Genomic DNA, 22824 nt, shown 5'->3' on the forward strand with positions numbered 1-22824 from the left:
GCGCGCACCGTCACCTAGCAGTCACCGAGTGCTATTTTTCATCCGGGGCTGCAGCAGTGGCGCTGTTCCCTCCGGACGAAGGCGACCCAGTCGCCGACCGGCGCCTCCCGGTCGTCCACGGGCAGCAGGATGTCCACGCCGACGGGCTGGTCGAGCCGGATGCGGTCCCGGTGCCGCGCCTCCTCCACGGCCCGTGCGACGTCGGCCGGCGCGCAGGAGCAGTACCTGAGGTCCACCTGCTGCCCCAGGAGCGCCCGGATCCCGGTGGGGGCGGCGCCGGGGGCGGCGCTCTGATCCGGCTCCGGCTCCGGCTCCGGCTCCGGGGTGAACGGCAGGTACCCGGCGGGCGGGAGTTCCACGATGCCCAGCTGCTCCAGGGTGTACGGGCCGGCGGCCGCCCGCGGCCGGACCAGGGCGCCTTCGCCGATGCCGGTGATGAGCCGGGCCACCTCCGCGCCCAGCTGGTCCTTGGTGTGGCTCTTGAGGAAACGCTGTTCGCCGATGAGGGCCAACTGCTCCAGCAGCGGCCCCAGATCGGCCGCCGACGGCTGCGCGGCACCCAGCACCTGCGCCAACTGGTCCTGGAACTGGAGGATCTGGGCCGTGTACGCGTCCCAGGGCCGCATCCCCAGCCGTGACTGCCAGTACCGCTGCGGCGGGGCCGCGGCCCGGTCGCGCCGGGCCGTCCAGGTGTCGACCTCCCACCCGTCGGGGCTCCCGGGATCACGCAGGAGGACCGCGATACGTACGGCCTCGGGCCGGCCCGGGCTCGCGGCCGGCGGGGCCCAGGACGGCGGCAGGTGCGCCCGGCCGGGACCGTACGGCCACGGGGAGTGCTCGGTGCGCTCGGCGCCGAAGATCCGCGAGGCGAGGAAATTGCGCCGGGAAGAGGGGAGTTGGTTGTCGAGCCCCCGCTCGACGCCCTCCGCCAGCCGGATCCGCACCCCCTCGGCGATGTACGGGCGCCGGGTGGTCCCCGTACCGGCGCAGGGGTCGTCGCAGTAGCTGCCCTGTACGGGGGCGTCGCCGTAGGGCCGGGAATCGGGGGCCACTTCGACCCACCAGAAGCCGTCGAGCCCCTGTTTCAGTCCGGTGAGCGGGAGCGTGACGAGGCGCTGCGAGCGCAGCGGGCGGCCCTGCTCGGAGACGGCGAGGCCGCCGCCGACGCGCAGGGTGCCGTCCTTCACGCTGACCTCGTAGCCGTCGACCACGCCGGAACCGCCCGCCGCGCCGACGGCAAGGGCGAGCTCGCGGGCGTAGTCCTGGATGCGGTTGAGGTGTTCGGCGCGCAGGAACAGCCCGTCGAAGGCGTTGAGGCGGTCGATCCCGCCGTCGGCGGTCGCGGAGGGGCCGGCGGGCGGGGCCGGGCTGGCGGGGCCGGCGGGCGGCGCGGCCTCGGCGGCGGCTTCGCTGAGCGTCATTCCTCGGTCCTCCCGGGGGCCGCCTGGCGCGGCAGATGGACGGTGACGACGGCGTCGTTCCCCTCGTCGGCGGTGCCCGGCGGGCCGCCCTCCATTCCGGCGAAGGGCGCGCGCGGGTGGCGGCCGTACAGGGGTTTGGGCCCGGTGCCGCGGACGCGGACGCGGACCGTCTCGTACGCGGGGCGCTGGTCGAGGTCCACCTTCACCCGCATCCCGTCGGCCGACACCCGGATCCCGGCGACCTCGTCGGCGGCCCAGCCGCGGCCGGAGCCGGAGAGCGAGGTGATCTCGATGCCCTCCGGTTCGGCGGAGCCCGCCGCGAGCGGGGCGGTGACCTCGAAACTCAGCACGGTGTGCTCGCGGCTCCAGGCGACGGAGTCGCGGATCAGGCGCGGGCCTCCGGCGTCCGCCTCGGCGGCGGCGCCGATGATCCCGGGCGCCAGTGCGCACACCAGCTCCTGGACGGTGGTGGCGGGCAGGACCGCGGTCCGCACGGACGGGTCGGCGCGCACCTCCTCGATCCGTACGCACCCGTCGTACTCGGTGAGTTCGACGGTGAGGCGGGCGAGTACCACGGGGGCGTGGTCCTCCGTGACCGGCGCCCACGGCGGGCACATGTCGCCCTCCGCGTGCTCCGGTGCCAGCGCGGTGGCGTCCGCGGCGGCCAGCCGGCGGAACGCGGCGAGCAGCGCCGGTGCCCGCCGGTGCGCCGGGACCCGGGCCACCTCGGCGGCCTCCCGCAGCGCCTCCTGCCCGGCGGTGTCCCCCGGGGCGGCCTCGTCGAGCCCGAGGAGGACCCGTACGCGGTGGTACGGGCGCCAGGGCGCGGGGGCGGTGGAGCGGATCGTGATCCGCGCGGTCTCGACGATCCTGGAGAAGTCGTCGTGCCGGCGGGTCACATCGCACGGGTCGGCGAGGGCGGGCACCGGCCGGTCCGGGCAGGACGCGAACTCCGCGAGGATCCAGGCCTCGACGGCGTACCGCCGGGGTGGATCGGGCTCGGGGCCGTCGGCCGCGGGCGTTCGGGCCGCGGCGGCCTCCGGTTCCTGCCGCGGCGGGTGCGCTTCGATCCATTCCCTCGCCCAGGCGGTCAGGGAGACGCACCAGGCCGCTTCGAGGGTGAGCTCGCGGCCGAGCCCGTCCACGGCCAGCCCGGGGAGCACCCTGAGCTCGTCGGCGTCCCGGGCGACCCCGAGCCCCCAGATCACCCCGGAGCCGTGCAGCCAGGCGTTGTGCAGCATGAGCTTGCCGCGCGGATTGCCCATCAGGACGCGGAAGTCGTCCTCGCCGAGCAGCATCCCGAAGGCCGCGCGCAGCGCCAGGAAGGGGTTCACCGGCAGCTCGTCCCCGCCGCAGGGGCCGGGGCCGCACGGCCCGCCCCCGTACGAGGGGTCGCCGGGCAGGTCCGGGGCGGACCCGCAACCGCAGCCGCACGGGGTGCTGCCGGAGCCGAGCGCCGTCATGAGCTCTCCTTCTGGGTACGCCGGCCGTTCGCCGGGGCGGGGAAGTCGTACGCCGGGTCCAGGGCCCGCGCGGCCCGCCGGTCCGCGCCGGCGCCGGCGGGCCCGGCCGGCTCCCCGGGGAAGGGGCGGGCCGCCTTGCCGTACTCGCGCCGCATCGCGTCGACGAGGTGGCCCTGGCGGACCGCTCCGCCGTCGTCCGCCGCCCGGAAGGCGGCGCCGATCGCGGCGTTGCGGATCCAGCCGCCCGGGACCGGGTAGTGCTGCGCGAGCCCCGCCAGGTCGACATCGGCGTGCAGCAGCGCGCGGGGCAGGTGCAGCTCCCACATCCGGTACCGGCCGGCCTCGTCGGGGAGCGGGAACTCCACGACGAAGTCCATGCGGCGGATGAAGGCGGCGTCGATGTTCTGCCGCAGGTTCGTCGTCAGCACCGCCAGCCCGTCGAAGCGGTCCAGCCGCTGGAGCAGATAGGCCGTCTCCATGTTCGCGAACCGGTCGTTGGCCTCGGAGACCTCCGTACGGGCGGCGAACAGGGCGTCGGCCTCGTCGAGGAGGAACACCGCCTGCGTGCGCTCGGCCACTTCGAAGCAGGCGGCGAGGTTCTTCTCCGTCTCGCCGATGTACTTCGACACCAGCTCGGAGCCGTCGACGACCAGCAGGTCCCGGCCCGCCTCGGTCGCCAGTACCTCGGCGGCCAGCGATTTCCCGGTCCCCGGCGGCCCGGTGAGCAGGAGCCGTACGCCGCGCGCGGCGCGGGCGGCCTCGCGCAGCCGCCAGTCGTCCAGGACCAGCGCCTGGTGGCGCAGCCGGGCCACGGCGTCCCGCAGCTGCCCGTCCGCCTCCCCGCCGAGGACGAGGCGCGGCCAGCGGGCCAGCGGGGCGACCAGGTCCACGCCGGGGGGCAGCAGCGCCCCGGCGCGGGCCCGGATGGCGCCGGAGACGTCCGGGCCGCCGCCGTCCTCCTGGGCGCCCGGGGCCAGCGCGGCGCGGCTGTGCACGTCGAGGGCGACCTGGGCGGTGAGTGCCGGGTCGAGGGGGTGGCGCGCGGCCAGTTCGGGCGCGTGCTCCGGCGCTTCGGGCAGCGCCGCCCGCCAGGCGGTGCGCCGGTCCGCCGTGCCGATCGGCCCGACCGGCACGGCCAGTACGGGCCGGTGCGGCCCGGGGCGTACGGTGCCGGGCGCCGCGCAGACCAGCAGCGGGCCGGGGATCCGGGCGACGGCGGGGGTGACCGGTCCCGCCGCCCCGCCCGCCGGGGCCGCCACCACCAGCAGTGGCACGGCGTCCCGTACGGCGGCGTGCAGCCCCAGCAGCCCCATCGCGCGCGGGTCTTCGGGGCTGGTCCGGGCGGCGAGCAGGCCGAGTCCGGCGGCGCGGGCGAGGGCCGCGCAGCGGCTGAGGCCGACGGTCTCGTCCCGGGCGCCGACCAGCAGGATGCGGGGGGCGCGGGAGCGCAGGGCGGCGACCGCCCGGACGGTTTCGGGGAGTTCGAGCCAGCCGTCGAGTCCGGCGACCGGCGGTCCCGGGTCGGCCTCCTCCAGGGCGGCGGGCCAGGCGGGGTGGCCGTGGAGGGCCTCCCACAGCCCGTCGGCGAGGGTCAGGGAGCGTTCGTGGAAGGGGCCGTCGCCGGTGAGGGCGAGCACGCCCGCCCGTACGGCCGGGCCCTCGTGGAGCAGCCGGCGCAGGGCGACCCGGTCGGGGGCCTGCGCCCGTACGCCGCCGCGGGCCGCCGTACGGGCCGCGCAGTCGGTCAGCAGGCCGGCCAGGCCCACGCTGGGGTGCGGGGCACCGCCGGGGTTCATGGTGCGGAAGGTCCGGGCCAGGCCCTCGTGTTCGTCGGGGAGTCCGGCGAACAGGACCAGGTCGGTCTCCAGGGAGCCGAGCCCGAACCGGTGCACGAGCCGGTCGAGGGGGGTGTCTGCCGGAGGGCGGGCGCCGGGGGCGGCAGCGGCGCGCTGGGCGGCGCCGGCGGCCCAGTCGCGCAGGAAGGCCACGGACTCGCCGCCGGCCTCCTCGCTGCACAGGGTCTCCAGCAACTCGGCCACCCGGACGGCCACTTCGGCCGCCCGCCGGGAGAGGTCTCGGCTGATGCGCTCAGGCATAGCGGTACCTCACGACCGCGCCGAGCCAGCCCAGCCAGCCCGGGTCGAGGTCCAGCCCGGCGCGGCGGACCGCCAGGTCGGTGTCGGCGAAGGCGAACACGGCTTCGATCCAGCCGGTCTCGGCCGTGATCCGCCCGGGGCGGCGGGCGACTGCCCGGACGGCGCCGAACGGATCGTCCGCGTACCGCTCTTCGCCGAGGCGGGCGGCGGTGGCCCGCGCCCAGTCGGCGGCGAGCGCGTCCACGGCGTCCTGCTCGCGCGGGGTCGCCGCCGGGGCCCGCAGGAGAGCGGTGGCGCGGTCGGGGCCGAGTCCGGCGAGGGCGAGGGCGGCGGGGTCCTCGGGGGCGAGGCCGCACAGGGCGCGGGCGGCGGCGTGCAGTACCCAGGACAACGGCCGGGCGGCCAGGGCGGGTTCGTCGAGGGCGCGGTCCGGGAGCCCGGCTTCTGGCGCCGCGGCGAGCAGGAACAGCAGCCCGGCCCAGCCGGTGGCGGCGCCGTCCGCCGGATCGGGGGCGGGCCTTACGGGCCGTACGGGGCCCGGCGCTGCGGGGCCGGCGGCCGCGGGATCCCCCGCACCGGCGCGGGGCGGGTCGGCGGCGGGAGGCACTTGCGGCAGCGCGCCCCGGCCGGGCGGGGCACCGTCGGCGCCCGATCCCGATCCGCCGGGCCGGGCGCGCCCGGCGTCCCCGGGGTGTCCGGAGCCCCCGGGGTCCCGGCGGCATCCGGCACACTCGGCGCCGCCGCACTCGGCACACCCGCCGCGCCGGGTGTCCCCGGCACACGCACCGCATCCACCGTCCGCGGTGCATCCGGCGTCCCCGGCGCAGCCGGCAGCCCCGGCGCACGCGCCACATCCACCGTCTGCAGTGCGTCCGGCCGACCCGCCGCATCCAGCGCACCCGGCGCAGCCACCGTCCGGCACCTCCCGGCCCCGCGCATCCGGTTCGGGCGCCGGGCGGGCGGGACCACCGGCCAGGGCACGCAGGCCCTCCGTCAGGAGTCCCCGCAGTCCGGGCCGGGCGGCGGGCCGCTCCAGCACGGCCGGGTCGGTTTCCGCCAGGACCAGAACGGCCCAGGCGGCGAGCGTCGGTTCGGCGGGCCGCAGCCGGGACGCCCTGACCAGCCCGGCCAGCCTCGACCCGGCGAGCAGGGTGCGGGCGAGCACCCGGGTACCGGGGTCGGACGCCCCCGCGCCGGGCTCCTCGGGCTCCTCGGGCGCCGCGAGGGAGGCCAGGCGCTGCCAGCCCTCCCGCCCCCAGGCCCGGTCCAGCGCGGCGAGCCCGCACTCCCCGGCCGCGCGCAGCACGGCGGCCGCGGCGAGCCGGGGGTGGCGTTCCAGGGCGGCCAGCAGCACCGGGCCGGGCGCCGCCTCCGGGGCCGGGTCGGCCGGCCCGAGGATGCCGGTCTGCCGCCAGGCCCACAGGCGTTCGCGGCGCCCGGCGGCGAGTCCGGCGACCGCGTCGGCGAGCAGGTCCACGTCGTGCCGGTAGTGCACGAGGTTGTCCGGCGCCGCCGCGCCGCCCTCGCGCACGGTCCGCTCGATCGCGGCGGCGACCGCCCCGGACCACTCCCGCGCGAGCGCCGGACCGGGGCGGTCCAGGTCGAGGCCGAGGGTGAGGTCGAGCCGGGCCAGGCACCAGTGGCCCGGTGGCAGGTCCAGGGCGCGCAGGGCGGTTTCCAGCGGGCCGGCGACCGCGTGCCGCAGCGGCCCGCGCAGCGGGTCCTCGGCGCGCGGCGGCGCGGCGGGGTCGTGGTGCAGGGTCGCCGTCAGCCGGTCGATGACCACGGTGGGGCCGCTCATCCGACGCGCACCGCCCCGGTGACGGTGCTCTCGCCGACGCGGGAGCCGGCGGCGGGCACGCCCACGATGCCGTCCGCGCCGACCCGGACCCGGCCGACGACCGCGGGGCCCCAGGCCGCGCCGGGGCCGACGACGGAGGTGAGCCCGAGGTGCAGGGTGCGGCCGATCCGCATGCCCGTGCCCAGCGGGCAGATGTCCACGAGGGTGTGGGCCGGTTTGTGGGCTTCCACGATGGCGCGGACGACGTCGAGTTGAACCGGGCTCGGATCGGCGGGGATGAGCACGCTGAACCGGTGCGCGGTGGCGGTGTAGCCGTCCTCCCCGGGCCGGGTGCCGCCCACCGTGAACCGGCCGAGCGCCCCGGCCGTGCCCGCCGCGCCGCCGACGGCCGGTGCGGGGGCTCCGCCGGGTCCGGCGCCGAGCACCGCTCCGCCGAGGCCGCGCAGCCGCCAGTGCTCCACGACGCTGATGGGCAGCGGGAGGTAGAGCCGCAGGATGCGTTCGAGGCAGGAGACGGTGCCGCGGATGCGGAACAGGTCGTACGCCTGGGCGATCAGCTCGCGCCGGGCCGCCGGCGGCCAGCGCCGGTCCAGGGCCAGGCCGAGCAGCCCGGCCAGCCAGCCGAGGGCCTCCTGCGGGGTGGCCCGGGGGTCGAGCAGCAGGGTGCGCAGGGCGGCGCGGGAGTCCAGCTCGTGGAGCAGGCCCTCGGCGGGGGCGAGGAAGCGCTGGAGGAAGGCGGCGTCGGCCTCGTCCCGGCTCCAGGCCCTGGGGAGCGCGGCGGTCAGCCGGTGTCCGGGCCGCTCCACGCGCAGGCCCCGGACGCGGGGGGTCAGGCGCGGGGTGCCGGCGAGCCGGAGCACGATCCACAGGTAGCGGCCGGGCGGGGCCTGGACGGGAGCCTCGTACGTCTCGAACCCGTCCTCGGGGCCGATCTGCGCCCAGGGCAGCTCGCGGCCGGTCGGGCGCCGGAACAAGGGTGCGGAGGGCGGCAGCCGGTCGGCGTAGAGGGCGCTGGAGGGCAGCGGCGGGGTCTGGTCGGGGTGGCGTACGGTGCGCGGTCCGCGTACGGGCGGCGACCAGGGCAGCGGGTCGGGGACCGTGTCCTCGTCGCTGGTCAGGAAGGAGACGCGGACCTCGGTGCCGGGCGGGACGCAGGCGTCGAGGAACAGCCGGCCCCAGCGGGTGCGGTACTCCCCCGCGTCGAGGCGGTAGCCGATGACGCTCCCGGCGGGCGTGTACCGGGCGGCGGGTCCGGCGGTACGGGCGATGCCCTCGGCGGTGGTGAACGCGACGCGGCCGTCGGGGCCCACGGTCATGGCGCCGCCGTCGTAGCCGGGGGCGCGCAGGGGTTCGATCTCCGCCCAGGCCGCACCGTCCGTACGGAACCGCCGCAGCGGCCGGCCGGGGCCCCGGGCCACCACCAGTGCCCCGTCGGCGGTCAGGTCGAGGTCGGTGGCGTCGGGTACGGCGAGCGGCCGGGTGCCGTCGGCGCGGGCGACGACGGCGTGCCCGCCGGCCGCGCCGGTCCACAGCACGTGGAGGTGCCCGGCGTGGTCGGCGATCCGGCTGGGGCGCAGGCCGTCGCTCCCCGCCGGGTGGCGCAGTACGGGTCCGCGCACCGGTCCGCGGCGGCCCTGGAGGAGCACGATCCCGGCGGGCCGGGTGACGAGGACGGCCACCGCCCCGCAGTGGGCGGTGACGTCGAGGGGCCGGCAGTGCGGGCGGGCCGCGCTGCGGACGGGGACCCGGCGCAGCAGCCGTTCGCCCCACAGGTCGACGACGTGGACGGCGCCGGCCCCGGACTCGGCGATGAACAGCCGCTGGGCGCCGTCCACGGCGAGCCCGCGCGGGACGCACAGGGTGCCGGGCCGGTGCCGGGGCGGGCCGTCGGTGCCGCCACCGGGCGGGATGACGTCCACGCGTCCGGCGCGCGGGTAGGAGCGGTAGGCGCGGCCCCAGCGGTCGAAGGCCAGTCCGGCGGGTCCGTGCACCGCCGTCCCGGGGTCGGGCCCCGCCTCGGGCTCGGGTTCCCAGGCGAGGCAGACCCCGCCCTCGTCGAGGAGGGCGGTGGACTCGTGGCGGCAGCGCACCCACTGGTCCGGATCGGCCAGGACGCCGATCGCGCGGTCGCCGTACATCAGCACACCTCCGGGGGGAGCGGTACGACGACGGGGTCGCCGGGGTGCGGCGGCGGGGTGCCGTAGCCGGATCCGACGGGCAGCGGGCCGCCGGTGACCACGGTGACGGCGGCGACCCGGGGCACCTCCCACGGCTCCAGCGGGACGAGCGGCAGCGGGGTCCATCCCGTACCGGAGCGGCGGGCCAGCAGCAGCTCGTCCTCCAGGTACTCCAGGCCCTCCACCTGGACGGCGACGGCCTCCAGTTCGGCGCGGCGCACGGCCCGGCCCAGCGGCCACCCCGCGCCTTCGGGCCCGTACGGCGGCAGCGGGGCGAGGTACTGGCGCAGGATCAGCTCGACCCAGCGGCGTACCGCGTCGGGCTGGTAGCCGTCGCGGGTGCGGATGCCCACGGAGACGGCGATGTCCACGTAGGTGGGCGGGATGACGTACAACTCGGTGGTGACCAGGCGCCGGGGGGCGAGGTACGCGGCGACCTGGCGCAGCAGGGCGAGGTCGGGCAGCGGGGCGCCGGGGTCGCGCAGGTCCTCGGTGGGGAAGACGAGCACGCTGACGACGCCGGCGGCGGGCTGGGCGGGCGTGTCGGGGTGCAGCAGGGGCAGGGTCTCGGCGCGGCGTACGCCGGGGACTTCGAGGGCGAGGGAGCGGAAGTCCTCGGAGGTGACGGCCCGGTCGCGGCGGTGCACCTCGGCGGGCAGGGCCTCCAGGGCGTCGGCGAGGGAGGCCGGGTCGGCGCCGCCGGCCGCCGGGAGGGGGTTGGCGACCTTGACGCCGGCGACACCGGTGAGCGCGCCGATCGCGCCCGCCGGGACGTTCCCGGCGGAGCCGCCGCCGTACCGGTAGGCGAGGACGCGGATGCGCTCGCCGATCTGGGGCAGGCGGCAGCGGCTGCCGAAGCGGACGAGTCCTGCTTCGGCGTCGAGGGTGTAGTGCCGGTCGAAGGGGCCGCTGCCCGCGAAGTCCTCGACCTCGGTCCAGGGCCGCCAGCCGTCGGCCTCCTCGACCTCCAGGCGGACGCTGCCGGCGAGGACGGGGCGCTGGGTGACGCGCAGGACCTGGCCGGCGTCGGCGGTGCCCGTGCCGAGGAGTTCGGGTGCGGCGGTGCGGGCCTGGACGGCGCCGACGGCGTTGACGCCGACCCAGCGGATGCGGTGGATGGCGTCGTTCTCGTCGGCGGGGCGGCGTACCCGCAGCCAGCCCAGGACGCGGTCGGCCGTCTTCTCGTCGTCGATGGGGGGCGGACCCTGCAGGTCCCCGGGGCCGGTGCGGCCCCGGGGGTGGGTGGGGAAGGCGGCCGGCAGCTCGACGGAGACCACGCCGGCGGTGGTGAGCCCGCGGGTGGTGTCGCCGAGGACGGCGAGGGAGGTGAAGGCGGTGGGGGCCCCGGGGCCGTTCCACAGCTCCCAGAGGAAGCCGGGCGGGGCGCTCACGAGGTCGCCCGCCCGCAGCCGGGTCGGGTCCTCGGTGTCGCGGGCGCGCAGGTCGTACGGGCGCGGGAGCTGCTCGTCGGGGACGACACCGACGAAGAGGGTCCGGCCGGCCATCAGGCGGGGGTCGGTGGTGTTCTTGGCCAGCAGGGCGATCCACAGCGAGCGGTCGAGGGTGGTGCTGACGTCCAGGGGCGGCCGGTCGGGGTCCAGCGGGTCGGCGGGGACGGCGGTGGTGACGTAGAAGGAGACCGGGGCTCCGGACGCCACCCGCGCGCGCTCTTCCCTGGGCAGGGCCTCGACCGCGTTCTGCCTGCGCCGGCTCTCGGCGGGGCCGGGCGCCTCGGGGGCGGGCGTCTTGCCGACGGCGAGGGTCTCCAGGGGCCAGGCGACGACCTCGTCGCCGGTCTCGAAGGCGATCGCGCCGGCCCGGGCCTCGGCACCGCGCAGCACCTGGACGCCCTCGGGGCGTTGGGTCTGCAGGACGAGGAGGGCGCGGGCGGTGAGCGCGGGGCGCGGGCGGACGCCGAGCAGCCGCAGGAAGGCGACCTTGGTGGCGTCGGGGATCTGGTTGAAGCGGAAGAGCAGGGACTCGCCCAGGTGTGCGAAGAGTTCGAGCAGGGCGATGCCGGGGTCGCCGGCGTTGTGGTCGGTCCACTCGGGCGCGTAGACCGGGATCCGCTTGACCAGCTCGTCCCGGAGCTGTTCGAAGGTGCGGTCGTCGAGGATGGGGCCGATCAGCGGCATACCGTCGTCACCCGGCCCCTACCGCAGGTAGAAGGGGTAGACGAGGTTGTCCGGGCGCAGGTCGAGCAGGTGCACGTAGGCGATGTCGATCCATACGAGGGCGGGCTCCTCCCCCGGGGTCACGGCGACCTCGGTGACCCGGATCCGGGGCTCCCAGGCGCTGAGGGCCTCGCCGATCTCGGCGGCGATCGCGGTGCGGGTGGCAGGGGTGTTGGGGGCCATGAGGTGGCGGCGCAGTCCGCAGCCGAAGGTGGGGCGCATGACGCGCTCGCCGGGCTCGGTGTCGAGGATGGTCTCGACGGACTGCCGGATCGCGGCGGCCCCCGCGACCCACGCGAGCCGGCCTCCGCCCGCGCTCGCGCCTGCGTTCCCACTGCCGTTCCCGGGCCGGAACGGGAACCGCACCCCGGTCCCGAGCCGGGCCTCGGCGGCGGACGGGGCTCCGGGGCCGGGGCCGCCGGGGGCGGATGTCAGGGCGTCAGATGCCATGGCGTCCATACTCCGGGGGGACCGTCACCGGGGCGTCTCTCATGCGCCGGTCACTTCCACCAGCCCACCTCGCGGAGTTCGGGCTTCATCTGCTCGATGGCATTCACGTACTTGTTGCCGAACTTCGACTCGATGTCGTCGATGTCCTTCTCCACGGCGGCGTTGAACTTCTTGCGCTTCATCAGGCTCAGCTGGTCCGCGCGGTGCTCCTTGGCCTCGTCCCAGGACCCGGTGCTGGCCACCCGCGGATGGAACCAGTTGCCCCAGCGGTCCCTCAGGCCTCGATGGTCCATCTTGTCCATCTGGATCGCCGGCCCTTTGCCGAACGAGAGGTCGGTGATCTTCGAGTAGACACCGTACGGCGGAATGTGGTTGATCTCCGTACCTGCGTAGTTCCGCGGGCCGTTCTTCAAGCCCTGGTGCCGGCCTCCCTTGAACGCGGGCAGGTATTCCTCCTTGTACAGGGGGTGGCTCTTGCTCTGCACGCGTCGGTCGACACCCTCCTCTCCCGGCTCCTTCGCCTTCTTCGGTGCGGCGTCGACCTTCACCGCCTTCGCCTTGGGGCTCATCCCCGCCGTGATCTGCCACTTCTCCCCCTCCCGTTCGGCGTCGAGGACGGTGAATCCGTGCGTCTTCCTGATGCCGGCCAGCGCGTCCCGCAGCTCGGTCTCGTCGTACGGATCCTTGTGCGAGCGCTCTGCAAGGAGGCCCAGCGCCTGCAGGCCCGTCAGCCAGCGGTCCTTCTTTTCCGGTGGCGGAACCGCCGGGCCGTCCTTGGCCGGCTTGGCCGGGGCCGGGACGGAGGCGGCCTTCGCCGGGGCCTTCACGGCGGTCGCCGGGGCGCCCGGAGCCTTCCAGGCGCCCTTCTTCTGCTCCTCCTTGGCCGATTTGGGCGGGACGTGGTCGTTCACCAGGTCCGTCAGGAACTTGTCCGGGCTGAAGTTCACCTCGCCGAAGGTGATCTCGGGGACCTTCCCCGAGCCCAGGACGTGCTCCACGTCCGCCCCGATCCCGAACTCCCCCGGCAGCGGGTACTCCAGCTGCCCCAGCGGCCAGTTCCAGCGCTTGTCCGGCGCCGGGGACCACCACGGGCTGTCCAGTTCGACGAAGAGTTCACCGCCGAGCCCGAGGAACGGCTGGGCCGCGATCTCCATGTGCCCGGCCAGGAAGAACTCCCCGTGCTTGCCCGCCTTCGGATCGGCGACCTCCCGGTAGCCGATCACCGGAGTGGCCTCGACGTAACCGCGCACTCCGGCGAGCGCGATGACGGCGATGCCCGCCTTGACGTCGTGGCCCACGAGCTGGACGCCCGCGCCGCCCTCGGCCTTCAGCCGCAGGCCCGCGTAGGCCTGGATGTTGAGGGTGCCGGTCAGACCGAAGCTCTTCAGCACCTCCGGCCTGGTCGACCAGGTGCCGGTCAGCTCCATCCGGTCGAGCGTCGCGGGACCGACCTTCGCGACCGCTTCGAGGCCGATGTTGGCGAACAGGAAGACGTTGCCGACCAGCGGGATGCCGTAGGCCGCGCGGACCTCGAACTTCGCGAGCTGCTTGACGGTGTCCTTCGGCTCGAAGAGCGGCTTGTCCATCTTCGGCAGGATCTTGCCGACGACCGTGACGTCGCCGTGGTGGTCGACCACCACCAGCGCCTCGCCGCTCAACCAGTCCGCCAGCCGGACGTGGACCGTTCCCCAGCCGGCCACCACCCGGGGGCCGGGCTGCGGACCCGCACGTTCCGCCATGTCCGGGCCCGCCGTGTCCGGGCCCGCCGTCCCACCGGTCACCGCCCTCGCGGACGTGACCTGCCCGGGGAGTTGGCTGTCCGTCAGCTCCTTCGCCGTCCTGGCGTCGGTCGCCACCAGCGTCACCTGGCCGTCGAACCTGTCGTTGGCGTAGCGCACGGTCCCCCGTACGTCGACGAGCCCGGCGGCGAACGCGGCCGTCACCTGCCCGGTGAACCCGCGCAGCGCCACGTCCACGACCGCCTTCCCGGACAGCGCCCCGTCCGGCCCCCGGACCACCGGCACCTCCACCGAGCCGAGCCCGGCCACCGTGCCCTTCGCCACGGCGTCGAAGGTGACCAGCTCTCCCGCGAGGCCGAGGCTCCCGGAGGCGCCGAGGAACCCGCCGAGCGTGAAGGACATCCCGCCGGCCTTCACGAAGAGGGTCGGGCCCCGCAGTTCGTTCTCCACGCCCGCCAGGCGCAGACCGCCCACACCGTGCCAGCCCAGCGTCTCGGCGGAGCCCTGCAGGGTGTCGAACAGGCCCCGGGCCCCGTCGAGCAGGACGCCCTTCACCTTCGCCGACGCGTGCCCCTCCAGCGTGCCGTCGCGCACGCGCAGGGCGAGCACCGGCTCGATGCCCCGGGTGCGCAGCGGCAGCAGCAGCGGGTGCAGCAGCGGGACCGCCTGGAAGCCGCTCCCGGGTCCGGTGGTGATCCCCTGGCCGGTCTTGCGCAGGTGGAGGGTGCCTGCCGCGAGCGCGCCCAGGCGGACGCGTACGGGCCCGCCCGCGGTCCCCTTGCGGTCCAGGTACTCCTCGACCGGCGCGGGCGCGGCGAGGGCCGCTCCGCCCTGGAGCGCCACTTCCTCCTTGGGGACGTCGGGGGCGAGGACCGTACGGGAGAGCTCGTCCGCGAGCTTCCCCGGCGCGGCGGATACGGGGGCCTGCGCGGGTGTCCGTACGGCCGGGGCCGGGGCGGGTGCGCGGGCCGGTTCCCGGGCCGCGGGGGCCGGAGCGGCCATTTCATCCTCCCTCGCACAGCGGGTCGTTCACCGGTGGCTCCGGCCGGGGCGGTGGCGGGACCGGGGCGGTGGCGGGCGGGGTGACCAGGTCCACCAGGTCGTCGAGGTCGTCCTGGGCGAAGGAGCCGCTCGCGTCCCTCAGACGGGCGCCCGCGCCCTTGGTTGCGAGGAGTTCGTCGAAGGCGTCGGTCTGCGCCTGCCCCATGTCGGCGAGCGTCTTGGTGCCGTCGAAGAAGGCCTTGAGCGCGGCGGCCGCCTCCAGCGAGGGCGGCAGGCAGAAGCGCAGGGCGAGCAGCCACCACAGCTGGAAGAGGAAGACCACGATCGGCAGGAACAGGCTGAACACGAAGAAGGCCACGATCATGAAGATCTCGAGGGCGAAGGTGCAGGTCCGGGAGGCGGTGCCGCCCACCGAGCCGCCGCCGGGCATACCGCCGCCCGGGTCGAAGGACAGCTGCGAGCCGGGCGGGCTGGTGATCGCGACCCCGCCGGGTGCGGGCGGTGCGGCGGCCCGGGCGGCCACTGCCCGGAAGTCGGGCATGGTGATGGAGGTCTTCCGGTTCTTGGTGCCCTCGGGGTCGAAGAACGGGGCGAGCCGGAACGCCTCGGTGGGCTTGCTCCAGGAGATCTGAGGCGGGCAGTGCTCGTGCCCCGGCGGCGGGGTGCGGCGTACGAAGCAGCGCAGTTCGTAGACGGAGCGTTCGTCCAGCTTGGGGGCGCCCCGGTCGTCGTGGTCGGCGGAGGCCGTCGGTACGACCCCGAACCACAGCGACCGCTCCGGCGGGGGCGTTCCGTGCGCGCAGTCACCCGAGCGGGCGGGCAGCCGCCACATCGGCAGCTCCTGCTCCCGGTCCTCGAGGAGGCCGGCCGCCGGGGGCTCGCCGAGCTTGCGCCACCGGCCGCCCGCGGGCCCGGCCATCCAGGCCTGGGTCTCCTTCTTCAGGTCGACCTTGTCGAGGAGTTCGCGGTGCGCGTCCTCGAAGGCCGTGCGGTGGGCGAGATCGGCCCACAGCACGTCCCGGGCCTCCGAAAGGTACGGACCCGACTCCGCCGCCGTGCGGTTCCCGGCCGCGCGCAGCTCCGCCGTCAGCCTGCGGGAGAGCGTGCGCAGCACCTTGGGCGGCGCGTCCATCTCCACATGGCGCCGGCGCATCACGAACCCCACCTCGAGCCCTTCGGCGGACTGCGGGCGCGGCAGCCCGGGCCGGTCGCAGAAGAGCTCGACGACGACCGCGTAGAACCGCTCGTGGCTGGGCTGGTAGAGCTTGCGCAGCCGGGTGCGGACCAGCCGGTGGGTGGCGAACCGGGCGCGGCCCGGACCCCGGTCGGCGAGGTCCACGGGCACCGGGTAGGACCAGACGTCCTCGTCGGGGTCGAAACGCAGCGAGTCGCGCGGATCGGCCACGAGGGCCCGTACGAACTCGGCGGAGGCGTACTTCTGCAGCGCCGGGGCGTGCGCCGAGGGGTCGAAACGGTCGAAGTGCCCGCGCTCGCAGGCGTACCAGGGGGCGAGGACCTTGAAACCGTGCTCCGCGTGCTCCGCCGCGGCGGTCACCAGATGTTCCCGGCGCCGGGGGTGTAGGCCGGGGAGATCACCACTTGTTCGGTGACCAGCGTCCCGCATTTCACCAGCCCGCTGAAGGTCGACAGCGGGGCGTTCACCGCCACCATGGGCGCCTTGACGTCGACGGACACGTTCGCCTGCACCTCCACCGCGGTCGGCGTCAGCCGCACCACACAGCCGCCGCTGTGCCGGATCGTCACCTGCTGGGTGGCGTCGTCGAGGGTCACCTCGTGTCCGGAGGCCATGGTGATCCGCACCTTGGCCGCGCCCGGGGTGTCGTCGAACTCCAGCCTGCTGTCCGCCCTCGACCGCAGCGTGCGCAGGTTGTTGGCGTCCTGCGGCTCGTGCGGCAGGGCGGCACGGCCGTTCCAGGCCGCGCCGAGGACGTACGGGCGGCGCGGGTTGCCCGCCTCGAAGGCGACGACGACCTGACTGCCCACCTCGGGCAGTACCAGCAGGCCCTGCTCGTCGTCGGCGTACGGGGAGCAGAGCGTGGCCCAGGCTCGTACGTCGCGGTCCCCGTCCGTGCCCAGCCAGGGGAAGCGGACCTCCACCCGGCCGAGCCGCTTCTCGTCCACGATGTCGGTGACGAACGCCGGGTAGACGCCGAAGTATCCGGGGACCGAGCCGTCCGCGGGAGCGGGCAGGGGCATCACACCACCTCGTTCATGCTGGAGCGTTCGGCGTCGAAGCGGGTGCGGAAGCCGTGGTCCGCGTCGAAGGTGTGCCGGATCCTGGTGACCGTGTACCCCTCCCCCTCGAAGGGGGCGCCGACCGAGCGCAGGGTGAGCGCGCCGCCGACGACGAGGTCGGGGCTGCCGTTGGTGGTGCCCGCGACCGTCACGAACCGGCGTCCGCGGCGCAGCATTTCGGCGCGCGCCCAGGCCCCGGCCTCCTCGGCGGTCAGTGCCGCCTCCCGGACGCGCAGGCCGGTGGCGGGGCCCAGGGCCCGGGCGAGGACCCTGGCCCCGGTGCGGCCGCCGGCCGTCTCCGCCTCGACGACCTCGGGGCCGGCCCGCTCGTCGACGATCTCGCGCCGGTCGGCGTCGTACCCGGTGACGGCGACCTCGCTGCGCTGGTGGGCGAGGTCGGCGCAGAGCCGGACCGACATGAGCTCGCCGCCGTAGACGAGGGTCTGCGGGGTCGTGCCGCGGCTGCCGCGGGGGCGGAAGTGCAGGGTGCGGCCGGTCGCCCACAGTTCGGCCTGGACCAGCCTGGCCCGCTCCCGCAGGAAGGCGAGGTCGCTCTGGTTGAGCTGCTGCAGGACGTCGTAGCGGGGCCCGGGGACGTCCGCGTCGGCGGCGAGCCCGTGCTCGCGCGCCACCTCTTCGGCGACTCCCGCGTCGGTGGTGTGGTGGTACGTACGCATCCGGCGGGTCATGCGCAGCCGCATCAGCGCGTCCTCGGCGTGGACGAGGACCAGCGGCGGTTCGCCGTCGCCCAGGACGAGTTCGAGGCCGGAGACGACGCCTTCGAAGACGTACCGCTGGCGCGACGGCGGGCCGAGTGCCACCTTCAGCGCGCTGCCCAGGCCGACCGTGGACCCGTCGAGGTGCCGCAGCCGGTCCTGGGGACCCTTGGCTCCGGCGCCGACGGCGAGGAAGTGCCCGCGCAGGGTGCGCAGTCCCTCGACGCCTTCGGCGACCTCCAGGCGTACGCAGTCCCGTGCGAGGTCCCTGACCAGGGAGCCGCCGACCTCGAAGACGGGCGACACGGTCGCGATGGCCGCCTCAGTCATCGAAGCCCTCCGCCGCGACGCGGGCGGCGAGCCAGGCGGCCCGTTCGCAGGCTTCGCGGTGGTGTTCGGCGGCCGCCCATTTCCCGCCGGCCCGGTCCGGTCCGGCGGCGGGCGGGGCGGTGCCGCCCGCGGCCGGCACGACGTCGGTGTGCAGCTCTCCGATGTACACGCTCATGGCGGGCCTCCTCGCGGTGTCCACCTCAGGGTGGTCGGGCCCGCGTCACGGTCGCGTTGCTCGCAGTCGGCGGCGGCCCGGCCGGGGGCGGCGGGCGGCAGCCGCTCCCACGGGGCGGCTCCCGGGTCGGGCGGCGGGACCTCCTCGCGCCGGGCCCGGTCGGCGAGGCTTCGGGCGCCGCCGGCCCGGACCTCGGCGAGGGTCGCGGGGTCGGCGCGGGCCCGCAGCGGTACGCCCCGGCCGTAGCCGAGGGAGCGGCGGTCGAGCTCGGGCGGCGGGGCGTACCCGGCCGGGCCCTGCGGCCGGACCGGTCCGCGTACGGGCGGGCCCGGCGCCGTGGCCGGCACCTCGAAGCTCTGCCGGGCCCGCGCGGTGGCGGTGTCCACGGCGGCGCCGGCCACGATGTCCGCCGACGCGGCGATGCCGCCCGCCGCGCCGAGGACGAAGCCGGCGAGCGCCGGGTCCGCCCCGGGCCCCCGGCCGGTGCCCAGCGCGGCGGCCAGGCCCCCGACCGACGTCGGTGCGGCGTCCCCGGCGAAGCCCGCGGAGAGACCGGTCCCCGCCGCGGCCGCGAACCCCGCCGAGACCTCCGCGCCCAGCTGGACGGCGGCCCCCGCCGCCAGGGTCAGCGGACTGTCGAGCCCGCTCATCGCACCGCGCCAGGCCGCCGGGTCCAGCCCGAGCCGGGACAGCAGCTGCTGGGCGGACTCCCCCTCCCGGGCCTGGACGACCTGCCGGGGCCGGCTGGTGCCGGCCGTACCGGGCGCGGCTCCGGTGCGCCGGTCGCCGGCCTCGGTGGCGGTGCGGGCGTCGCGGGTGCCGGGTCCCTCGTCGTGTGCCTGGTACGCGAAGTTCTGCTCGACGATGGTCACCCCCACCTTGGCCCGCAGCGGGGTCCCGTCGGGGGCGAAGTGGTCGAGCTCCTCGGTGACCTGCGTGACGATGCCGTTGTAGCGCAGGGTGCCCCAGACGAAGCGGACGGCCGGCGGCGGGTCGCTCGTCTTCTCGGGGGGTTCGACGAACTGCCGTACCAGGGCGGTCCAGCGGCGTACGTCCACGTACTGTCCGCCGCCGCGCTGCTCGGCGGTGTCGAATTCCAGGTCGAAGGCGAGGGTCGAGCCCTCCTGGGCGGGATGCTGGACCTTCTGGTTCTTCGTGGTGGCCCCGCCCCGGTCCACGTTGTTGTTGCGGCTGATGCGCAGCGAGGCCGGGTTGAACTGGACGGGCAGCGGCTTGCTGCCCTCGGCCTCCTTGACGAGCGGCGGCCGGTCCTTCCCCGGCTGGGCGGTCACCGTGAGCCGCTGCAGGGTGGCGTGGACCAGGGCGGTCACGGGGTCCGCTCCAGGCGCAGGCCCTCGTGCGCGATGTGCAGTTCCTCCACGGCGATCTCCCCCGTCCTGGCGTTGAGCGTCGGTCCGGTGATCTTCAGCGGCAGTCCGCGGACGAACGTCCAGTGCGCGACCACCCGTCGGCCGGCCGGGTCCAGCACCTCCACGTCGCCGTCGTAGCGGGGTACGGGGGCGCCGCCGGCGACCATGCCGTGCAGCCAGTCCCACAGGCTCGTGTCGGCGCTCCCGCCGTCGGCGGCGATGAGCATGCCGCGTTTGAGGACGAGCGGCTGGAGCCTGACCCGCCCGACCCGGCGTACGACTTCGTCGTTGGCGCCGCCCTGCAGGTACTCGCGTACGTCGGCCTCCAGGGCCAGCCCCGTGCACTCCTGGAAGCCTCCGTCGCCGAGCCGGCCGGGGGCCGCGTCCGCGGCGCCCGGGAGGACCGCGGCCGGGCCCGGAGCGCCGGCCTCGGACGGCGGGCGGGGGATGTCGGGCGGGGGTGCGGCGGTCGGGCCGGGCGTGGCACTGCGGGTCAGCCGCACCCGGAACCGGAAGGTCTGCACGAGCTCGGGCACGCTCACCTCATGTCACCGCCACGGCGCCGTCGGCGTCCTGCGCGATCCGCAGGACGAGGTACTCCAAGGGCTGGGCGGGGGCCACGCCGATCTCGGCGACGAGCCGTCCGAGCCCCTGCGACCAGCCGGGGTTGAGGTGCTCGTCGCACCGTACGAAGAAGGCCTCGTCCTCCGTGTCCCCGGCGAACGCCCCGCCGCGGTACAGCCCCCGCAGCAGCTGGACGACGGCTGCGCGCAAGGCGTCGCGCAGCTGCGGGGTGTGCGGTTCGAAGGCCAGCCCCTGCGCTTGGCGGTCCAGTACGAGCCGGAGCATGGTCATCAGCCGGCGCACGCTGAGCTGACGGTGGTCGGGGTCCCGGGAGAGGGTACGGGCCGAGGCGAGCCGGTAGCCGTCGCGCTCGGCGCGGAACACGTCGATGCCGAGCAGGTGCAGCTCGTCGCAGTCGGCCTCGCCGAGCCGCTGCGCGGCGGTCACGGCGTCGGCGGCCAGGGCGTTGGCCGGGCCCCAGGGCAGTCCGAGGCTCCGCTCGCGCTCGGCGATGATCCCCGCGGCGAACCCGCAGGGCGGTACGTGCACGGCCCGGCGGTCCGGGTCCTCGGGCGCGACGACCCCGAGCCAGGGGTGGTACGCGGCGGCGTACGAACTGTCGAAGGCGGCCCGCCAGCGGGCGACGGCCCGGACGGGGAGCCCCGGCGGCACGTCGAGGAGGGCGACGAACCGGCGCTGACGCTCGGCGAGGGCGACGAGCCGCTGCTGGCGCAGCAGGATCTCGGGCAGTTGCACGGCACCGTCGAGGAGCAGGGCGCGCGGCCGGGCCGGGTGCAAGGTCAGGGGGGCGGTCGGCGGCGGGCAGGGCGCGAAGGAGCCGCCGGGCTCCCTCGGCGGGGTCTCGGTGGTGGGGACGGACTCGCCGTACTGCCAGAGCAGATCCGGTACGCAGAGCAGCGCGACCTCGCCGACCAGCGCCATCCGGTCCATCCCGACGACCTGCCCCGGCACGGCTTCCTCGGCGCCCTCGAAGCCGCCGACGGGCAGCAGTTCGGCGGGGACCGTCCCCTGGAAGCTGTCACCGCCGATGGCCCCGTAGCGGTCGGCGCCGGGGCGGACGGGCCGGGAGAGGGCGGAGCCCAGGTACCCGTCCGGAGGGAGCAGCGCCCCGGGCCACGGCCCGTCGGGGGCCACCAGCAGGGATTCGGCGGCCAGTACGGCGGCGGCGTACCGGGGGTGCGCGGGGCCCAGCCCGAGTTCCGCGAACCGCTCCAGGCGGGGGTAGGCCGGGTCGCCGTCGGCCACGGTGACGGTGGCGGTGACGATCTCGGCCTCGACGGCCGGCGGTCGGGACCCGCGGCCGGCCGCGCCGCCGCCCGGCGGCCGGTCCAGGACCGCGACCCGGCCGCGCAACCCGTACGCGTCCTGCCGTTCGGCCAGTTCGAGGACGCGGAAGAAGCTCCCGGAGGCCGGCAGCCCCGGCCCCCGTACCCTCAGCACGGAGCCGGCCGGCGGGGTGCGCCCTTCGGGCAGGGCCAGCTCCCGGCCGGTCGCGGCGGCCTCGAACTGCCCGGAGCCGGTGAACTCCCAGCGCACCGAGAGCCGCCCGCCCCAGCTTCCCTCGTCCCGGGCGCGCAGCCCGACCGCACAGGGCGTCCCGCGGCCCGGGTCGGCGCCGGGCCCGTCCGCGCGGGCCAGTGTGGTGTGGTGCAGGGCGCGGGCCTCCTCGGCGGCGGGATGCGGGGCCCGCGGCAGCGGCGCCACCCGCAGTACGTGGGCCCGGACCCCGCCTTGGGTGAAGAAGGCCCGTACCGCGTACGGCAGCAGCCCGGGTCCCTCGAAGCCGCCGAAGTACCGCTGGTAGTCGGCCCAGCGGTCGACGGCCACCGGCTCGTCGACGGGTCCGCGGGGTGCCACGCCGACGAAGCCCGCGATGTCCAGGCGCACGGGCCGGAAGGAGGGCGCCGCCCGCCGCCCGTCCCGGTAGACCCCGGGCGCCCCGAGGCCCGGTCCGGCAAATCCTGCGGGGCTCACCCGGCTTCTCCGGGCAAGTCCCGGTCTGCAGACGGGGCGGTGACGGGTCCTTGGAAAGGAGCCGGGGAGCGGCGGAGTCCTCCGCACGTCCGCCCTGGCCTGCGCTCCCTTCCGTTGTCAGTGGGGGCTGTTGGATTCCGACCGTGGCGACGAAGCCTCTGGACGACAACGTGATCGGCTTGCGCGCCCGGTACACGTACCGGCTGCGTCTGTCCTCCACCGCGCTCGCCGGCCTCGAAGCCGAGTGGTCGCGGTGCCGGTGGGTGTGGAACGAGTGCGTGTCGATGTCGCGCAGGGTTCACGCCCTCGACAAGGACGCAGAACAGAAGATCAGGTGCGGTCCGGCACGACTCGACGAGATGCCGGCCCAGACCCGCCAGTCGGTGGCCTGGCTGCGTGAGGGTGCTTCGGTGCCGCAGCAGCAGACGATCCGTGACTTCGCGAAGTCCCGTGCCAAGGCGGTGAAGGACATCAAGGCGAGGCTGCCGCTGCGGCAGCGGGCCGGAATGCCCGGGATCAAGCGGAAGCGCGAGGCCGTGCCGTCGCTGAACTCCACTCGCCGCGGGTTCTCGATCAAGGATGGCCGTCTGCACCTGGCGGGCGGGATCGTGCTGACGGTCGTGTGGTCGCGTGACCTGCCGTCCGACCCCACCAGCGTGCGTGTGTACCGCGACAGCCTCGGGCACTGGTACGCGTCGTTCGCCGTGACGGCCGAGACGCAGCCGCTGCCGGAGACCAGAGCGGTGATCGGTGTGGATCGGGGCATGAAGGAGACCGCTACGACCACCTGCGATGCCCACGGCCTCCCGCATGCCGAGCACGGGAAGAAGGCCACTGCAAGGCCGACCCGTTGTCAACGGATGACGGCCCGCCGCGCGACGCCCGAGAACCGGCCGGACAGCGCCGGGTACCGCAAGGCCCGCAAGGCAGCCGACGCCGCGATCGGCGCCACGAAGACGGCCCTGATCGAGCAGGCCCACAAGCACGGCCGGAAGCTGCACCTTGTGCACCCCGCGCACACCACCATGGACTGCGCACGGTGCGGAGCGAGAACCAAGCACGCACTCCCCCTTTCCGAAAGGACGTACACGTGCA

Annotated in this window: 16 protein-coding genes; 1 reads left to right on the plus strand and 15 read right to left on the minus strand. The window is 76.0% G+C overall.

The features are described 5' to 3' along the window. Positions 1 to 38 precede the first annotated feature (38 nt). The 15 genes from ACFXGI_RS10930 to ACFXGI_RS11000 are packed head-to-tail and all read right to left on the minus strand — an operon-like array spanning position 39 to position 21729. Positions 39 to 1421, minus strand: coding sequence for a hypothetical protein (locus ACFXGI_RS10930; protein WP_384705102.1), 1383 nt, complete (start codon positions 1419 to 1421; stop codon positions 39 to 41). Then, positions 1418 to 2884: a hypothetical protein gene (locus ACFXGI_RS10935; protein WP_384705103.1), complete on the minus strand. Its 1467-nt coding sequence runs from the start codon at positions 2882 to 2884 to the stop codon at positions 1418 to 1420. The genes ACFXGI_RS10930 and ACFXGI_RS10935 overlap by 4 nt, the downstream gene beginning before the upstream one ends. Then, entirely contained in the window at positions 2881 to 4980 is a 2100-nt protein-coding gene (locus ACFXGI_RS10940) for an ATP-binding protein (RefSeq protein WP_384705104.1), read from the minus strand. Before ACFXGI_RS10940 ends, ACFXGI_RS10935 begins: the two co-directional genes overlap by 4 nt. Continuing rightward, positions 4973 to 6781: a hypothetical protein gene (locus ACFXGI_RS10945; RefSeq protein ID WP_384705105.1), complete on the minus strand. Its 1809-nt coding sequence runs from the start codon at positions 6779 to 6781 to the stop codon at positions 4973 to 4975. The genes ACFXGI_RS10940 and ACFXGI_RS10945 overlap by 8 nt, the downstream gene beginning before the upstream one ends. Beyond that, on the minus strand, positions 6778 to 8919 hold the full coding sequence (locus tag ACFXGI_RS10950; protein ID WP_384705106.1) for a phage tail protein: 2142 nt from the start codon (positions 8917 to 8919) through the stop codon (positions 6778 to 6780). The genes ACFXGI_RS10945 and ACFXGI_RS10950 overlap by 4 nt, the downstream gene beginning before the upstream one ends. Next, positions 8919 to 11093, minus strand: a complete 2175-nt coding sequence (locus tag ACFXGI_RS10955) for a putative baseplate assembly protein (RefSeq protein WP_384705107.1) — start codon at positions 11091 to 11093, stop codon at positions 8919 to 8921. The genes ACFXGI_RS10950 and ACFXGI_RS10955 overlap by 1 nt, the downstream gene beginning before the upstream one ends. Before the next feature lie 18 nt (positions 11094 to 11111). Continuing rightward, on the minus strand, positions 11112 to 11582 hold the full coding sequence (locus ACFXGI_RS10960; RefSeq protein ID WP_384705108.1) for a GPW/gp25 family protein: 471 nt from the start codon (positions 11580 to 11582) through the stop codon (positions 11112 to 11114). Between the two features lie 50 nt (positions 11583 to 11632). After that, on the minus strand, positions 11633 to 14323 hold the full coding sequence (locus ACFXGI_RS10965) for a hypothetical protein (RefSeq protein WP_384705109.1): 2691 nt from the start codon (positions 14321 to 14323) through the stop codon (positions 11633 to 11635). A 1-nt stretch (position 14324) separates the two neighbouring features. Next, positions 14325 to 15878 (minus strand): hypothetical protein, encoded by a 1554-nt coding sequence (locus ACFXGI_RS10970; protein ID WP_384705110.1) that lies wholly within the window; start codon positions 15876 to 15878, stop codon positions 14325 to 14327. Beyond that, positions 15875 to 16540 carry a phage baseplate assembly protein V gene (locus tag ACFXGI_RS10975; RefSeq protein WP_384705111.1) on the minus strand — a complete coding sequence of 222 codons (666 nt, stop codon included), beginning with the start codon at positions 16538 to 16540 and terminating at the stop codon, positions 15875 to 15877. The genes ACFXGI_RS10970 and ACFXGI_RS10975 overlap by 4 nt, the downstream gene beginning before the upstream one ends. Then, positions 16540 to 17625: a phage late control D family protein gene (locus ACFXGI_RS10980; RefSeq protein ID WP_384705112.1), complete on the minus strand. Its 1086-nt coding sequence runs from the start codon at positions 17623 to 17625 to the stop codon at positions 16540 to 16542. Before ACFXGI_RS10980 ends, ACFXGI_RS10975 begins: the two co-directional genes overlap by 1 nt. Next, a complete protein-coding gene (locus tag ACFXGI_RS10985) occupies positions 17618 to 17800 on the minus strand; it encodes a hypothetical protein (protein WP_384705113.1) in 183 nt (60 codons plus the stop codon). The genes ACFXGI_RS10980 and ACFXGI_RS10985 overlap by 8 nt, the downstream gene beginning before the upstream one ends. Next, positions 17797 to 19131: a hypothetical protein gene (locus tag ACFXGI_RS10990; RefSeq protein WP_384705114.1), complete on the minus strand. Its 1335-nt coding sequence runs from the start codon at positions 19129 to 19131 to the stop codon at positions 17797 to 17799. Before ACFXGI_RS10990 ends, ACFXGI_RS10985 begins: the two co-directional genes overlap by 4 nt. Then, positions 19128 to 19706 carry a phage tail protein gene (locus ACFXGI_RS10995; RefSeq protein WP_384705115.1) on the minus strand — a complete coding sequence of 193 codons (579 nt, stop codon included), beginning with the start codon at positions 19704 to 19706 and terminating at the stop codon, positions 19128 to 19130. The genes ACFXGI_RS10990 and ACFXGI_RS10995 overlap by 4 nt, the downstream gene beginning before the upstream one ends. Positions 19707 to 19713: 7 nt before the next feature. Beyond that, entirely contained in the window at positions 19714 to 21729 is a 2016-nt protein-coding gene (locus ACFXGI_RS11000) for a hypothetical protein (RefSeq protein ID WP_384705116.1), read from the minus strand. A gap of 143 nt (positions 21730 to 21872) precedes the next feature. Between ACFXGI_RS11000 and ACFXGI_RS11005 the strand changes: the two genes are divergently transcribed. Beyond that, the coding region (locus tag ACFXGI_RS11005) for an RNA-guided endonuclease InsQ/TnpB family protein (RefSeq protein ID WP_384705117.1) at positions 21873 to 22824 on the plus strand (952 nt) is incomplete at its 3' end.

Source organism: Streptomyces sp. NPDC059355, from assembly GCF_042752335.1.
GTDB lineage: Bacteria > Actinomycetota > Actinomycetes > Streptomycetales > Streptomycetaceae > Streptomyces.

Bases quoted from the DNA above. Each gene is read 5' to 3' on its own strand.
- ACFXGI_RS10985 (WP_384705113.1), bottom strand. From the start codon at position 17,800: ATGAGCGTGTACATCGGAGAGCTGCACACCGACGTCGTGCCGGCCGCG.
- ACFXGI_RS10935 (WP_384705103.1), bottom strand. From the start codon at position 2,884: ATGACGGCGCTCGGCTCCGGCAGCACCCCGTGCGGCTGCGGTTGCGGG.
- ACFXGI_RS10940 (WP_384705104.1), bottom strand. From the start codon at position 4,980: ATGCCTGAGCGCATCAGCCGAGACCTCTCCCGGCGGGCGGCCGAAGTG.
- ACFXGI_RS10960 (WP_384705108.1), bottom strand. From the start codon at position 11,582: ATGGCATCTGACGCCCTGACATCCGCCCCCGGCGGCCCCGGCCCCGGA.
- ACFXGI_RS10975 (WP_384705111.1), bottom strand. From the start codon at position 16,540: ATGCCCCTGCCCGCTCCCGCGGACGGCTCGGTCCCCGGATACTTCGGC.
- ACFXGI_RS10980 (WP_384705112.1), bottom strand. From the start codon at position 17,625: ATGACTGAGGCGGCCATCGCGACCGTGTCGCCCGTCTTCGAGGTCGGC.
- ACFXGI_RS10950 (WP_384705106.1), bottom strand. From the start codon at position 8,919: ATGTACGGCGACCGCGCGATCGGCGTCCTGGCCGATCCGGACCAGTGG.
- ACFXGI_RS10930 (WP_384705102.1), bottom strand. From the start codon at position 1,421: ATGACGCTCAGCGAAGCCGCCGCCGAGGCCGCGCCGCCCGCCGGCCCC.
- ACFXGI_RS10965 (WP_384705109.1), bottom strand. From the start codon at position 14,323: ATGGCCGCTCCGGCCCCCGCGGCCCGGGAACCGGCCCGCGCACCCGCC.
- ACFXGI_RS10955 (WP_384705107.1), bottom strand. From the start codon at position 11,093: ATGCCGCTGATCGGCCCCATCCTCGACGACCGCACCTTCGAACAGCTC.
- ACFXGI_RS10945 (WP_384705105.1), bottom strand. From the start codon at position 6,781: ATGAGCGGCCCCACCGTGGTCATCGACCGGCTGACGGCGACCCTGCAC.